The 12881-nt window shown below is 71.5% G+C and carries 11 protein-coding genes; 4 read left to right on the forward strand and 7 right to left on the reverse strand.

Translation table 11 applies throughout. The annotated features are described in order from the left end of the window. Positions 1–27 precede the first annotated feature (27 nt). Positions 28–975, forward strand: coding sequence for a zinc metalloprotease (locus ACZ4TV_RS25900; protein ID WP_468137344.1), 948 nt, complete (start codon positions 28–30; stop codon positions 973–975). A gap of 101 nt (positions 976–1076) precedes the next feature. Here the strand turns inward: ACZ4TV_RS25900 and ACZ4TV_RS25905 are convergent, their stop codons facing one another. Beyond that, positions 1077–1646 carry a dienelactone hydrolase family protein gene (locus ACZ4TV_RS25905; protein WP_468137277.1) on the reverse strand — a complete coding sequence of 190 codons (570 nt, stop codon included), beginning with the start codon at positions 1644–1646 and terminating at the stop codon, positions 1077–1079. A 74-nt stretch (positions 1647–1720) separates the two neighbouring features. On the opposite strand from ACZ4TV_RS25905, the gene ACZ4TV_RS25910 reads away from it, so the two are divergent. Then, complete coding sequence (locus ACZ4TV_RS25910) at positions 1721–2764, forward strand: mechanosensitive ion channel family protein (protein ID WP_468137345.1); 1044 nt, start codon at positions 1721–1723, stop codon at positions 2762–2764. A 15-nt stretch (positions 2765–2779) separates the two neighbouring features. Here the strand turns inward: ACZ4TV_RS25910 and ACZ4TV_RS25915 are convergent, their stop codons facing one another. Beyond that, positions 2780–3358 (reverse strand): TetR/AcrR family transcriptional regulator, encoded by a 579-nt coding sequence (locus ACZ4TV_RS25915; RefSeq protein WP_468137278.1) that lies wholly within the window; start codon positions 3356–3358, stop codon positions 2780–2782. A 67-nt stretch (positions 3359–3425) separates the two neighbouring features. On the opposite strand from ACZ4TV_RS25915, the gene ACZ4TV_RS25920 reads away from it, so the two are divergent. Then, on the forward strand, positions 3426–3920 hold the full coding sequence (locus ACZ4TV_RS25920; RefSeq protein WP_468137279.1) for an SRPBCC family protein: 495 nt from the start codon (positions 3426–3428) through the stop codon (positions 3918–3920). Here ACZ4TV_RS25920 and ACZ4TV_RS25925 read toward each other — a convergent pair whose 3' ends face one another. From ACZ4TV_RS25925 to ACZ4TV_RS25945, 5 genes are all read right to left on the reverse strand, one after another. Next, positions 3921–5513, reverse strand: a complete 1593-nt coding sequence (locus ACZ4TV_RS25925; protein ID WP_468137280.1) for a Na+/H+ antiporter — start codon at positions 5511–5513, stop codon at positions 3921–3923. 277 nt (positions 5514–5790) lie between these two features. Then, positions 5791–6270 carry a GNAT family N-acetyltransferase gene (locus ACZ4TV_RS25930; RefSeq protein WP_468137281.1) on the reverse strand — a complete coding sequence of 160 codons (480 nt, stop codon included), beginning with the start codon at positions 6268–6270 and terminating at the stop codon, positions 5791–5793. After that, complete coding sequence (locus ACZ4TV_RS25935) at positions 6267–7208, reverse strand: RluA family pseudouridine synthase (RefSeq protein WP_468137282.1); 942 nt, start codon at positions 7206–7208, stop codon at positions 6267–6269. The genes ACZ4TV_RS25930 and ACZ4TV_RS25935 overlap by 4 nt, the downstream gene beginning before the upstream one ends. Positions 7209–7261: 53 nt before the next feature. Beyond that, on the reverse strand, positions 7262–7822 hold the full coding sequence (gene lspA / locus ACZ4TV_RS25940; protein ID WP_468137283.1) for a signal peptidase II: 561 nt from the start codon (positions 7820–7822) through the stop codon (positions 7262–7264). Between the two features lie 162 nt (positions 7823–7984). Further along, positions 7985–9052: a TraR/DksA family transcriptional regulator gene (locus ACZ4TV_RS25945; RefSeq protein WP_468137284.1), complete on the reverse strand. Its 1068-nt coding sequence runs from the start codon at positions 9050–9052 to the stop codon at positions 7985–7987. Positions 9053–9664: 612 nt separating this feature from the next. Between ACZ4TV_RS25945 and ileS the strand changes: the two genes are divergently transcribed. Beyond that, positions 9665–12811 (forward strand): isoleucine--tRNA ligase, encoded by a 3147-nt coding sequence (gene ileS, locus ACZ4TV_RS25950; RefSeq protein ID WP_468137285.1) that lies wholly within the window; start codon positions 9665–9667, stop codon positions 12809–12811. The last annotated feature ends 70 nt before the right edge of the window (positions 12812–12881 follow it).

The raw sequence follows: 12881 nt of genomic DNA on the forward strand, positions 1-12881 counted from the left end.
ATATCCCCCCTTCTTCGCCGCCGCCTGATGGGCACTGCGGTACTGGCCGGAACCCTGGCCTTCACCCCGCTCGCAGCCCCCACCACGCTCGCGGCCGCCAAGACCCCCGCCGAGGTGTGCGCCGAGCAGCCCCACGGTGCCGCCAACGCCCGCGTGTCGCGCGAGCACGACGAGCACGCGAACGAGCCCAACGAGGTCACCGAGGCGCAGGCGAAGGCCATGGACGCCGACCTCAAGGTGAAGCTGGACAAGGCCCTCAAGAACCAGCCGCAGCGCAGCCTGGCCGCGGCCGAGGCCGTCGTCAACATCCCCGTGTACTTCCACGTCGTGCACTCCGGCACCGCCGGAAAGCTGACGGCCACGGACATCAACAACCAGCTGGCGGTCCTCAACGCGGCCTACGGCGGCCAGGGCACCGGCAATGTCAACACGAACTTCCAGTTCACCCTTGCGTCCACCGATTACACGGACAACGCAACCTGGTACAACCTGGCCTCCGGCTCCCAGGCCGAGAAGGACATGAAGAACACCCTGCGTCAGGGCGGCCCGGGCGCGCTCAACTTCTACACCGCCAAGCTCTCCGGCGGTCTGCTGGGCTGGGCGACCTTCCCGACCTCCTACAACTCCGCCCCGACGATGGACGGCGTGGTCGTGCTGGACAGCTCGCTGCCGGGCGGCTCCGCGGCCAACTACAACGAGGGTGACACCGCCACCCACGAGGTCGGCCACTGGCTGGGGCTGTACCACACCTTCCAGGGCGGCTGTAACGGCAACGGCGACTACGTCTCCGACACCCCGGCCGAGAAGAGCCCCGCGTACGAGTGCCCGACCGGACGCGACAGCTGCGCCAGCAAGCCCGGCGTGGACCCGATCCGCAACTTCATGGACTACACGTACGACTCGTGCATGTACCAGTTCACCGCCGGTCAGGTGGCTCGCATGTCGAGCGCCTGGACCGCCTACCGGGCCGGCTGACCCCCGGCTGAAGAGCTGAAGAGCTGAACCCCGCTGAAAAAGCTGAAAAAGGGGCCCGGTCCGGCATCCGCCGGGCCGGGCCCCTCAGCACGTGGCCGGGGCTACAGGCTGTCGAGGAAGCCGATCGCGGTCTTCCAGGCCTGCTCGGCGGCCTCGGCGTCGTAGTCGTCCAGCTCCGGGTCGGTGAACAGGTGCCCGGCACCCGGGTAGCTGTGGACCTCCACGTCCGCCCCGGCCCGCTGCATCCGCAGGTACCAGGCGGTCAGCCAGTCGTGCGGCTCGAAGGGGTCCGGGTCGGCGATGTGCAGTTGCACGGGCAGCTCGTCCACCGAGGCGCCGTCCTCCAGGTCCGCCGTCCCGTGCAGGAGCAGCAGCCCGCGCGCCTTCTCGTCGGCCATCGCCAGGTGCTGGGCGACGGAGCCGCCGAAGGAGAAGCCCGCGTAGACCAGTCCCTGGTCGGAGTAAGGGGCGGAGGCCAGCACCGCGCGCTTCAGCAGTTCGTCACGGCCGATCTCGTCCCGGTGGGCCATGCCCTCCTCGACGGTCTCGAAGGTGCGTCCCTCGAAGAGATCCGGCACCTGGACCTGGTGCCCGGCCGCGCGCAGCCGGTCGGCCGCCGCGTGCACCGCTGGCCGCAGCCCGTACGTCGAATGGAAAAGCATGATGTTCATGCCTCCATCGTGCCAGCCGCCCCACGCGACGGGCCGCCCGCCGACCGCTTCCCGCTACGTTCGTCTCCATGGAGATGGAGAACTTCCTACGCCCCGTGACGGTCGTCGGCGGCGCGCTGGTCATCACCCTGCTCGCGGGCTGGCTGCTGGACCTGCTGCTGCGCCGGGCCGACGCCCGGCACGCCGAGACCCCCCTGTGGGGTCTGCTGCGCCGCTGCCGGCTGCCCTTCCAGGTGGTGCTGTGCACCTCGCTGCTCAGAGGCGCGTACCGGCAGGCCGGGATCCTCCCCGAGCACGCCCTCGGCGTCGGCCGGTTCCTCACCCTGGTGCTGATCGCCTCCGCCGCCTGGCTGGCGGTCCGCATCGCGACGGCGGCCGTCGACTCGATGTACGCGCGCTACGCCGCGGTGACCGAGGACGATGCCCGGGTCCGCCGGGTCCGCACCCAGGTCACGCTGATCCAGCGGGTGGTCACGGCGGTGGTGGTCGTGGTCGCCGTCTCGGCGATGCTGCTGACCTTCCCCCCGATGCGTACGGTCGGCGCCTCGATGCTGGCCTCCGCGGGCGTCCTCGGCATCGTGGTGGGCATCGCCGCCCAGTCCTCGCTGGGCAACCTCTTCGCCGGCCTCCAGATCGCCTTCGGCGACACCGTCCGCATCGGCGACACGGTGGTGGTCGACAAGGAGTGGGGCAGGGTCGAGGAGATCACCCTGACCTTCCTCACCGTCCGCACCTGGGACGAGCGCCGCATCACCATGCCGGTCTCGTACTTCACGAGCAAGCCCTACGAGAACTGGTCGCGCGGCGGCGCCCAGATGACCGGCACGGTCTTCTGGCACCTGGACCACAGCGCGCCGCTCGACCAGATGCGGGAGCAGTTCCAGCACGTGCTGAAGGACCTCCCGGAATGGGACGGCCGCGGCGGCGGCCTCGCGGTGACGGACACCACACCGCACACCATCCAGGTCCGCGCGGTAGTCACCGCGAAGGACGCGGACGACCTCTGGACGCTCCGCTGCGCGGTCCGCGAACGCCTGATCACCTGGCTGGTGACCCACCACCCCTACGCCCTGCCGCGCATCGCGACCGCCGAGGCCGCCCCCCGGCCGCCGGCCTGACGCGCACCACCCGCCCTACAACAGCGCGGCCGCGCACTCCTCGGCGAGGTCCTCGGCGTGCGGCGGCAGCGGCCGGCCGGCGCGCAGGTGGCGACGTACGACCGACAGCGGCAGGTCGACCATGGCCAGCGTGATGCGCTCGTGGTCCTGGGGGTCCCTCGCGCCGAGGGACGCGGCGAGGGAGTGCACCGCGGCGAAGACGCGGCGGTTGCCCAGGTCCGCGCGTTCACGGTGTTCCTCGGACCAGTCGGCGCGGCCGAACTCCTCGGGGCCGTGGAGGAGGAGCGCCGCCTCCTGCGGGTGCGCGCGGCTCCACGCCACGACGTGCCGGGCGGCCGCGCGGGCGGCCCGGCGGGGGTCGGGGTCGCCGTGGAGGACGGCGGCGTAGCTCTCCTGGAACCGCTCGACCGTACGCAGCCACACCTCGGCGAGCAGGGCCGTACGCCCGGCGTACCGGTGGTACATGGAGCCGCTCGGCGCGCCGATCGCCTGGGCCACGGCGGACATGGTCACGCCACCCGGTCCGGTGGAGGCTGCCAGCCGGACGGCGGCGTCGAGGATCTGGTCGGTGTCGAAGCGGGGTGGTCGCGCCATGAATCAGAGGGTACCCTCCAATTTATTAGAGAGAGCTCTCTAATACCGGTACGGGGAGGACTGACGCATGGCCGTCTACAACGTGCACGAACGCCTGCTGGCCGCCAAGGGCAGGGAGGTGGGCGCGCTCGTCGACACCGTGTCCAAGGGGGCGGCGGACCGGCTCTGGCCGCAAGCCTGGCCTCCGGTGGAATTCGACCGCGGCCTGACGGTGGGCTCGGCCGGCGGCCACGGCCCGGTCCGCTACCGCGTCACGGCGTACGTGCCCGGCACCTGGGTCCGTTTCACCTTCAGCGGGCCGCGCGGATTCCACGGCTTCCACGAGTTCGCCGTACTGCCCATCGACGAGGAGCGCACCGTCCTGCGGCACACCCTCGCGATGAGGACCACCGGCCTGTCACGCGTGGCCTGGCCCCTCGTCTGGCGCCCGCTGCACGATGCCCTGCTGGAGGACAGCCTGGACCGGGCCGAGCTCGCGACCGCGGGGACGATCGCCCGCCCCGCCCGCTGGAATCCGTACGTCCGCCTGCTGCGCGCCCTGATTCGCGTCCTCGGACGCTAGCTACGGGCTGCGCAGGCTGCGTACGTCGAGGTGCCGCAGCACCCGGTCGACGATCTCCGGGTCGGAGCCGGGTTCGCTGCGGGCGGCCAGTACCTCGTGGCGGGCCGCCGACATCATCTCCCGCTGGATCCGCTGGACGTCCCGGATCCGCTCCACCCGCTTCGCGTACGCCTCGCGCCGCTCCTCGTCCACCATGTCGGGGCTGATCCTGGCGCCCACGTCGTACGCGCGCCGGTGCAGCTGCTCGACCAGGTCCTCCGGCAGGTCCTCCACCTGCTGGATCTCCTTCAGCCGCCGCTTCGCGGCCTTGGCGGCGCGGATCGCCAGCTGCCGCTGGGCATCCCGCTCGGCGTCCGAGTCGGCCTCCACCCCCAGCCGCCGCACCAGCCACGGCAGGGTCAGCCCCTGGCACACCAGGGTCGCCATGATCACCGCGAACGCGATGAAAATGATCTCGTCCCGCACCGGAAAAGGTTCACCGGCTTCCGTTCGCAGCGGAATGGCCAGGGCCAGGGCCACCGAGGCCACCCCGCGCATCCCGGCCCACCACATCACCACGCTCTCCCGCCAGCTCAGCGGGATCTCCTCGTCGTAGTCGCGCCGCCGGTGCAGCTTCTTGGCGAGCCAGCCGGCCGGCAGCAGCCACACCAGCCGTACGCCGATCACCACCGCGACCACGGCCGCCGCCCATCCGGCCATCTCCGCCTCGCGGCCCTGCGCCGTCCCGAACACGTTGTGGAGCTCCAGCCCGATCAGCCCGAAGGCCACCCCCGTCACCAGCATGTCGACGACCTCCCAGAACGTGTGCCCGGCGAGGCGCCCGAGCACGTCGTCGGCGTCGGTCGCGTACTCGGCGAGGAACAGGGCCGTCGTCAGCACGGCCAGCACCCCCGACCCGCGGAGTTCCTCCGCCACCACGTACGCCACGAAGGGCACCAGCAGCGTCAGCCCGATCTGCAGCGTGCCGTCCCCGAGCCGCCCCATGAACCGGTGGGCGGCCCAGCCCAGCGCGAGCCCGACGGCCACGGCCACCACGGCGGAGAGCACGAACTCGCCGAGCGCGTCCGGCCAGGAGAAGCTGCCGCTGACGGCGGCGGCCACGGCCACGTGATAGAGCACGATCGCCGTCACGTCGTTGAAGAGCCCCTCGCCCTCCAGGATCGACACCATGCGGCGGGGCAGCCCGAGCGATCCGGCGACGGCGGTGGCGGCCACCGGGTCGGGCGGGGCGACGAGCGCGCCGAGCGCGACGGCGGCGGCGATCGGCAGCCCGGGCACGACGGCGTGCGCGACGGCGGCCACGGCGGCGGTCGTGACGAACACCAGGGCCACGGCCAGCAGGAGGATGGGCCGGACGTTGGCGGCGAACTGCCGCCAGGAGGTGCGCTGCACGGAGGCGTACAGCAGCGGCGGCAGCACCAGCGGGAGGATGTACTCGGGCGGCACCTCGACGTTCGGCACGGCCGGCACCAGCGCGAGGACCACCCCGCCGATGGTCATGAGCACGGGCGGGGGCAGTCCCAGACGGTCCCCGAGCGGCACCGTGACCACGGCCCCGAGCAGCAGCACGAAGAGCAGAGCAAGCTGATCCACTCCCCCACCCTGCCAGTCCGCTGCGCTTGGCGGCGCCGGCTGCCGCGGCCGCACCCACGTGTCGGGACTCCGCCCCGCACCCCGACGGCGCTCCGCGCCCGCGCCTCAAACGCCGGCGGGGCTGAAAGATCCAGCCTCGCCGGCGTTTGAGGCGCGGGGTCCGGGGCGGAGCCCCGCGCTTTCAGCCTCGCCGGGCACAATCCAGCCCCGCCGGCGTTTGAGGCGCGGGGGTTCGGGGGCTGGCCCACGGCTACGGCGCCGCGCGCGGGATCGTGGCTCAGCTCCCCGCGAGGGGACGCCGCATGGCGCGGTGCGCGATACCCGCATCCTCGAACTCCGGCCCGTAGGCCACGTACCCGAGCCGCTCGTAGAAACCAAGCGCATGCGTCTGCGCGCCCAGATCCACCGCCGCGAGCCCCAACCGCCCCGCCTGCGCCTCGATCGCGCGGACCAGCGCGACACCCACACCCAGCCCGCGCGCGGCCTTCCGTACGGCCAGCCGCCCCAGCGAGCCGACCCCCTCGGCCCCCGTCTTGGCCACCGCGGCGGCGCCGTGCAGCAGCCGGCCGGTGCCGAGCGGCTCTCCGTCCGGCCCCACCGCCAGCACGTGCACCGCGTCCGCGTCGTACGCGTCGTACTCGATCGACTCCGGCACGGACTGTTCGACGACGAACACCTCCGACCGCACGGCGAAGCAGGCCGCCCGGTCGGCCTCGCCCTCGGCCACCCGGATCTCGAAGGAGAACGAGGTGGTCACTCGCTCTCCGCCCGGATCACGTCCAGCGCGTGCTGAAGGTCGGCCGGGTAGTGGCTCTCGAACTCCACCCACTGCCCGTCCGACGGGTGCTCGAAGCCGAGGCGCACCGCGTGCAGCCACTGCCGGGTGAGCCCGAGCCGCTTGGCGACGGTCGGGTCGGCGCCGTACGTCAGGTCGCCGACACACGGGTGCCGGTGCGCGGACATGTGCACGCGGATCTGGTGCGTACGCCCGGTCTCCAGCTTGATGTCCAGCAGCGAGGCGGCGCGGAAGGCCTCGATCAGGTCGTAGTGGGTGACGGAGGCCTTGCCCTCCTGGGTCACGGCCCACTTGTAGTCCGCGCTCGGGTGCCGGCCGATCGGCGCGTCGATCGTGCCGCTCATCGGGTCCGGGTGGCCCTGCACCAGCGCGTGGTAGCGCTTGTCCACGACCCGCTCGCGGAACTGGTTCTTCAGCGAGGTGTACGCGCGCTCCGACTTCGCGACGGCCATCAGGCCGGACGTACCGACGTCGAGGCGGTGCACGATGCCCTGGCGCTCGGCCGCGCCGGAGGTCGAGATGCGGTAGCCCGCCGCGGCGAGACCGCCGATGACGGTGGTGCCGCTCCAGCCGGGGCTCGGGTGGGCGGCGACGCCCACGGGCTTCATGATGACGACGATGTCGTCGTCGTCGTGGACGATCTCCATGCCCGGGACGGGCTCGGCGACGACCTCGACCGGCCGCGGCGGCTCGGGCATCTCGACTTCGAGCCAGGCGCCACCGTGCACGCGCTCGGACTTCCCGACGACACTGCCGTCGACCGACACCTTCCCCGCGGCCGCGAGATCGGCCGCCTTCGTCCGGGAGAATCCGAACATACGGGCGATGGCGGCGTCGACGCGCTCGCCCTCGAGGCCATCGGGAACGGGCAGGGTGCGGATCTCGGGAATCGTACTCACCCGTCGAGTATGCAGGACTCGACGGACCGGCAGTCCCGCGATCAGTCCGGCGATCAGTCCTTGTGGACGGTGCCGTCCGGGTCCAGGCCCTTGAACGACAGCAGAACGATCAGGATGCCGCCGCACACGATCGCCGAGTCCGCGATGTTGAAGACCGCGAAATGGGCCGGCGCGATGAAGTCGACGACCGCCCCCCGGAACACGCCCGGCGAACGGAAGATGCGGTCGGTGAGATTGCCCAGGGCGCCGCCCAGCAGCAGGCCCAGCGCGATCGCCCACGGCAGGCTGTAGAGCTTGCGGGCCAGCCGCACGATCACCACGATCACGGAGGCCGCGATGCAGGTGAAGATGATGGTGAAGGCCTCGCCGAAGCCGAAGGCCGCGCCCGGGTTGCGGACCGCCTCGAACTTCAGCAGGTCACCGATGATCTCGATCGGCGGCTGGTGCTCCAGCTTCGCCACGACGAGCATCTTGGTGCCGAGGTCCAGCAGGTAGGCGAGCACCGCCACGACGAGCAGCGCCACGATCCGACGGTGCCCCTTGGGCCCGACGGACTCCGGCTGGGCGTCGTCCCCGACCTCCGGCGTACCGATGATGCGCTCCGCCTCTGCCACGTGAGTCCCTCGAACTAGCTCGAACCAGGCTCCTCCTGGACCCTGACGAGACACGAGGGTACGTCAGGGCCCCCGCGCGCCGCCCGCCCCACCTCCCACTCCGCACCCGCCGGGCCCGCCGAGGGCCTCCCGAGGGCTTGCCAAGGCTCGTCCGGGGCCCGCCTAGTGCCGCCGCTCCTGCTTCTGCTTGCAGTCCACGCACAGCGTGGCCCGCGGGAAGGCCTGCATCCTGGCCTTGCCGATGGGCTGCCCGCAGTTCTCGCACAGCCCGTACGTGCCCGCCTCCAGCCGTTCCAGGGCCCGCTCGCTCTGCTCCAGCATCGAGCTGGCGTTCGCCGCGAGTGCGAGCTCGGACTCCCGGGTGATGTTCTTGGTGCCCGTGTCGGCCTGGTCGTCGCCCGCACCGTCGCCCGAGTCCCGCATCAGGCCGGAGATGGCCACCTCGGACGCGTCGAGCTCGGCGCGCAGCCTGAGCACCTCGCTGCTCAGCTCGCTGCGTGCCTCGTCGACCTCCTGCTCGGTCCAGGGGTCCTCTCCGGGGCGTACGGCGAGCTCGCCGGGGGTGAGGGCCGCCGTGGCCCGCGGCGCCTTGGGCAGCCCGCTGGTGGCGGCCGCAGCCGTCTTCCTCGCCGTACCGGCGCTCTTCTTGGCAACCACTTTCCGGACTCCCGTCTTCTTCGCGGCATGCGCCGCCCCCTCGTCCCCGGCCTTCTTGGCCGCGGTCGTCCGTTTCTCGACGGCGGTCGCCTTCTTGGCGGCGGTCGTCTTCTTGGCGGCGGTCGTCTTCTCGGCCTCGGCCCTTCCGGCCGGAGCCGTCGTGGCCGGAGCCTTCTTGACCGCGGCCTTTCCGGCCGGAGCCTGCGCGGCCTCGACCTTCTTGGCCGGAGCCTTCGCGGCCTCGGCCTTCTTGGCCTCGACCTTCTTTGCCGGAGCTTTCTTGGCCGGGGCCTTCGTAGCCGGAGCTTTCTTGGCCGGGGCCTTCGTAGCCGGGGCTTTCGTAGCCGAGGCCTTCGAAGCCGAGGCCTTCGTAGCCGGGGCTTTCGTAGCCGGGGCTTTCTTGGCCGGGGCTTTGGTAGCCGGAGCCTTCTTGGCCGGAGCCTTCTTGGCGGCGGTCTTGCGGGCAGCGGTCGCCTTCTCGGCGTGAGCCGCGTCCTCGGAGATCGCCGCCTTCCCGGCCGCCTTCCCGACGGCCTTCTTGGCAGTACTCCCGGCGGTCTTCTTCGCCACCATGGCCGCGGCCCCTTCACATACTGTGATCATTGCTCGCGAATCGTGCCGGAACGATAAATCGACTCCAGCCCTGCGGCAACGGGGCACGCATCCAGCGAGGTCAACCTGCATCCGTTGTGCCCATCCGTCGGCCCGGTAATCCGCCACTCACGCCCCACCCCACTCCGGACCGGCGCGTCGGGCCCATTCGGGTCACGTGAAGGCCCGCCCAGACCCCCGCCCAGACCCCCGGCCACGCCCCCGCCACGCCGCTACGGCGGCCCCCGCACGGCCCCCCGTAAACCGGTCTGCCGAGCGCTCCCCGGGCCCGTACACTGGGCCCAGCGAGAGGCATGGATGGGGACGAGTAGCGTCGGACGCAGCCAGGAGCGACCCGGGGACGGTGAGAGCCCGGGGGCGAGCGCGACGTGAAGGATCACCCCGGAGCCGCCGGAAGAAAGCGCGTACGGATCCCGCACGGAGCCCCGTACGGCGAGTAGAACCGGCTTCGCACCCCAATGAGGGGGCCATCGGATCCGTCCGGCGGCCAAGGAGGGTGGTACCGCGGGAGCAGCAGTCGCTCTCGTCCCTCCGGACGGAAGTGACACCCCGCCGGAGGAAGAGTTCAGCCTCATGACCACACCGCCGCAGTACCGCCCGGTACCCGCCCAGGTCGACCTGCCTGCCCTCGAGCACGCGGTCCTCGACTTCTGGCGCGAGAGCAAGACCTTCGCCAAGACCCTGGAGCAGTCCGAGGGCCGCCCCGAGTGGGTCTTCTACGAGGGCCCGCCCACCGCGAACGGCATGCCCGGCGCGCACCACATCGAGGCCCGCGTCTTCAAGGACGTCTTCCCCCGGTTCCGCACGATGCGCGGCTACCACGTGGCCCGCAAGGCCGGCTGGGACTGCCACGGCCTGCCCGTCGAGCTCGCCGTCGAGAAGGAGCTCGGCTTCAACGGCAAGCAGGACATCGAGGCGTACGGCATCGCCGAGTTCAACGCCAAGTGCCGCGACTCCGTGACCCGCCACACCGACGCGTTCGCCGAGCTCACGACCCGGATGGGCTACTGGGTCGACCTGGACGACGCCTACCGGACCATGGACCCCGAGTACGTCGAGTCCGTGTGGTGGTCGCTGAAGGAGATCTTCAACAAGGGTCTGCTCACCCAGGACCACCGCGTCGCCCCCTGGTGCCCCCGCTGCGGCACCGGCCTCTCCGACCACGAGCTGGCCCAGGGCTACGAGACGGTCGTCGACCCCTCCGTCTTCGTCCGCTTCCCGCTGACCTCCGGCCCCCTCGCGGGCGAGGCGGCGCTGCTGGTCTGGACGACGACCCCCTGGACGCTCGTCTCCAACACCGCGGTCGCCGCGCACCCCGAGGTCACGTACGTCGTCGCCACCAACGGCGAGGAGAACCTCGTCGTCGCCCAGCCGCTGCTGGAGAAGGCCCTCGGCGAGGGCTGGGAGGCCACCGGCGAGTCCTTCACGGGCAAGGACATGGAGCGCTGGACGTACGAGCGCCCGTTCTCCCTGGTGGAATTCCCGGCCGAGGCCCACTACGTCGTCAACGCCGAGTACGTCACGACCGAGGACGGCACCGGTCTGGTCCACCAGTCCCCCGCCTTCGGCGCCGACGACCTCGCGGTCTGCCGCGCGTACGGCCTGCCCGTCGTGAACCCGGTCCGCCCCGACGGCACCTTCGAGGAGGAGGTCCCCCTGGTCGGCGGCGTCTTCTTCAAGAAGGCCGACGAGAAGCTGACCGCCGACCTCGACGCGCGCGGTCTGCTCTTCAAGCACATCGCCTACGAGCACAGCTACCCGCACTGCTGGCGCTGCCACACCGCGCTGCTGTACTACGCGCAGCCGTCCTGGTACATCCGCACCACCGCCGTCAAGGACGCGATGCTGCGGGAGAACGAGAAGACCAACTGGTTCCCGGACTCGGTCAAGCAGGGCCGCTTCGGCGACTGGCTGAACAACAACATCGACTGGGCGCTCTCCCGCAACCGCTACTGGGGCACCCCGCTGCCGATCTGGCGCTGTGAGGAGAACCACCTCACCTGCGTCGGCTCGCGCGCGGAGCTGAGCGAGCTGTCGGGCACGGACCAGTCCGCCCTGGACCCGCACCGCCCGTACATCGACGACGTCACCTTCACCTGCACGGCCGAGGGCTGCTCCCTGACCGCCGTCCGCGTGCCCGAGGTCATCGACGCCTGGTACGACTCGGGCTCGATGCCTTTCGCCCAGTGGGGCTACCCGTACAAGAACAAGGAGATCTTCGAGAAGCGCTACCCGGCGCAGTTCATCTCGGAGGCCATCGACCAGACGCGCGGCTGGTTCTACACGCTGATGGCGGTCGGCACCCTCGTCTTCGACAAGTCCTCCTACGAGAACGTGGTCTGCCTCGGCCACATCCTCGCCGAGGACGGCCGCAAGATGTCCAAGCACCTGGGCAACATCCTCCAGCCGATCCCGCTCATGGACCAGCACGGCGCGGACGCGGTGCGCTGGTTCATGGCGGCGGGCGGCTCCCCGTGGGCGGCGCGCCGCGTCGGCCACGGCACGATCCAGGAGGTCGTGCGCAAGACCCTCCTCACGTACTGGAACACGGTCGCCTTCCAGGCCCTGTACGCCCGTACGTCGAACTGGGCGCCCTCCGCGTCGGACCCGGCCCCGGCCGACCGCACGGTCCTCGACCGCTGGCTGCTCTCCGAGCTCCACACCCTCGTCGCCGAGGTCACGGACGCGATGGAGGCGTACGACACCCAGCGCGCCGGCAAGCTCCTGTCCTCCTTCGTGGACGACCTCTCCAACTGGTACGTCCGCCGCTCGCGCCGCCGCTTCTGGCAGGGCGACGCGGCCGCGCTCCGCACGCTGCACGACGTGGTCGAGACGGTCACCCGCCTCATGGCCCCGCTGACCCCCTTCATCACGGAGCGGGTCTGGCAGGACATGATCGTCCCGGTGACCCCGGAGGCGCCGGAGTCGGTGCACCTGTCGTCGTGGCCGGCGTCGGACACCGCTCAGGTGGACCCGGCCCTCTCGCAGCAGATGCTGCTGGTACGCCGCCTCGTGGAGCTGGGCCGGGCGACGCGTGCCGAGTCCGGGGTCAAGATCCGCCAGCCCCTCTCCCGGGCGCTGGTCGGTGCCGTGGGCTTCGACGCGCTCTCCCCGGAGCTCCAGGCCCAGATCACGGAGGAGCTGAACGTCTCCTCCCTGGCCTCGCTCTCCGAGGTCGGCGGGTCCCTGGTGGACACCACGGCGAAGGCGAACTTCCGTGCGCTGGGCAAGCGCTTCGGCAAGGGCGTCCAGGACGTGGCCAAGGCCGTGGCCGCGGCCGACGCGGCGGCCCTGTCCCTGGCCCTGCGCTCCGGCGAGGCCTCGGTGGAGGTGAACGGCGAGCAGGTCGTCCTCACGCCGGAGGAGGTCATCATCACGGAGACCCCGCGCGAGGGCTGGTCGGTGGCGTCCGACGCGGGCGCGACGGTCGCCCTGGACCTGGAGATCACCCCGGAGCTGCGGCTGGCGGGCCTGGCGCGTGACGCGATCCGGCTGATCCAGGAGGCCCGGAAGAACTCCGGCCTCGACGTGGCGGACCGGATCGCCCTCCGCTGGACCGCCGAGTCCCCGGAGGTCGTCACGGCCCTGACGGACCACGCGGCCCTGATCGCGGACGAGGTCCTCTCGACGGACTTCGCCTCCGGCGAGGCCGACGCCACGTACGGCGAACCCTTCACGGACGAGCCCCTCGGCCTGACCTTCCGCCTCCGCAAGGCGTAGCCCAGGCCAAAGAGGCCCGTACCCTCGCTTGGGGTGCGGGCCTCTTTGCTGTCCCCTATCCGCCCTTCCA

The sequence above is a fragment of the Streptomyces sp. NPDC028910 genome (assembly GCF_055564955.1).

Bases quoted from the DNA above. Each gene is read 5' to 3' on its own strand.
- ACZ4TV_RS25900 (WP_468137344.1), top strand. From the start codon at position 28: ATGGGCACTGCGGTACTGGCCGGAACCCTGGCCTTCACCCCGCTCGCA.
- ACZ4TV_RS25905 (WP_468137277.1), bottom strand. From the start codon at position 1,646: ATGAACATCATGCTTTTCCATTCGACGTACGGGCTGCGGCCAGCGGTG.
- ACZ4TV_RS25910 (WP_468137345.1), top strand. From the start codon at position 1,721: ATGGAGAACTTCCTACGCCCCGTGACGGTCGTCGGCGGCGCGCTGGTC.
- ACZ4TV_RS25915 (WP_468137278.1), bottom strand. From the start codon at position 3,358: ATGGCGCGACCACCCCGCTTCGACACCGACCAGATCCTCGACGCCGCC.
- ACZ4TV_RS25920 (WP_468137279.1), top strand. From the start codon at position 3,426: ATGGCCGTCTACAACGTGCACGAACGCCTGCTGGCCGCCAAGGGCAGG.
- ACZ4TV_RS25945 (WP_468137284.1), bottom strand. From the start codon at position 9,052: ATGGTGGCGAAGAAGACCGCCGGGAGTACTGCCAAGAAGGCCGTCGGG.
- ileS (WP_468137285.1), top strand. From the start codon at position 9,665: ATGACCACACCGCCGCAGTACCGCCCGGTACCCGCCCAGGTCGACCTG.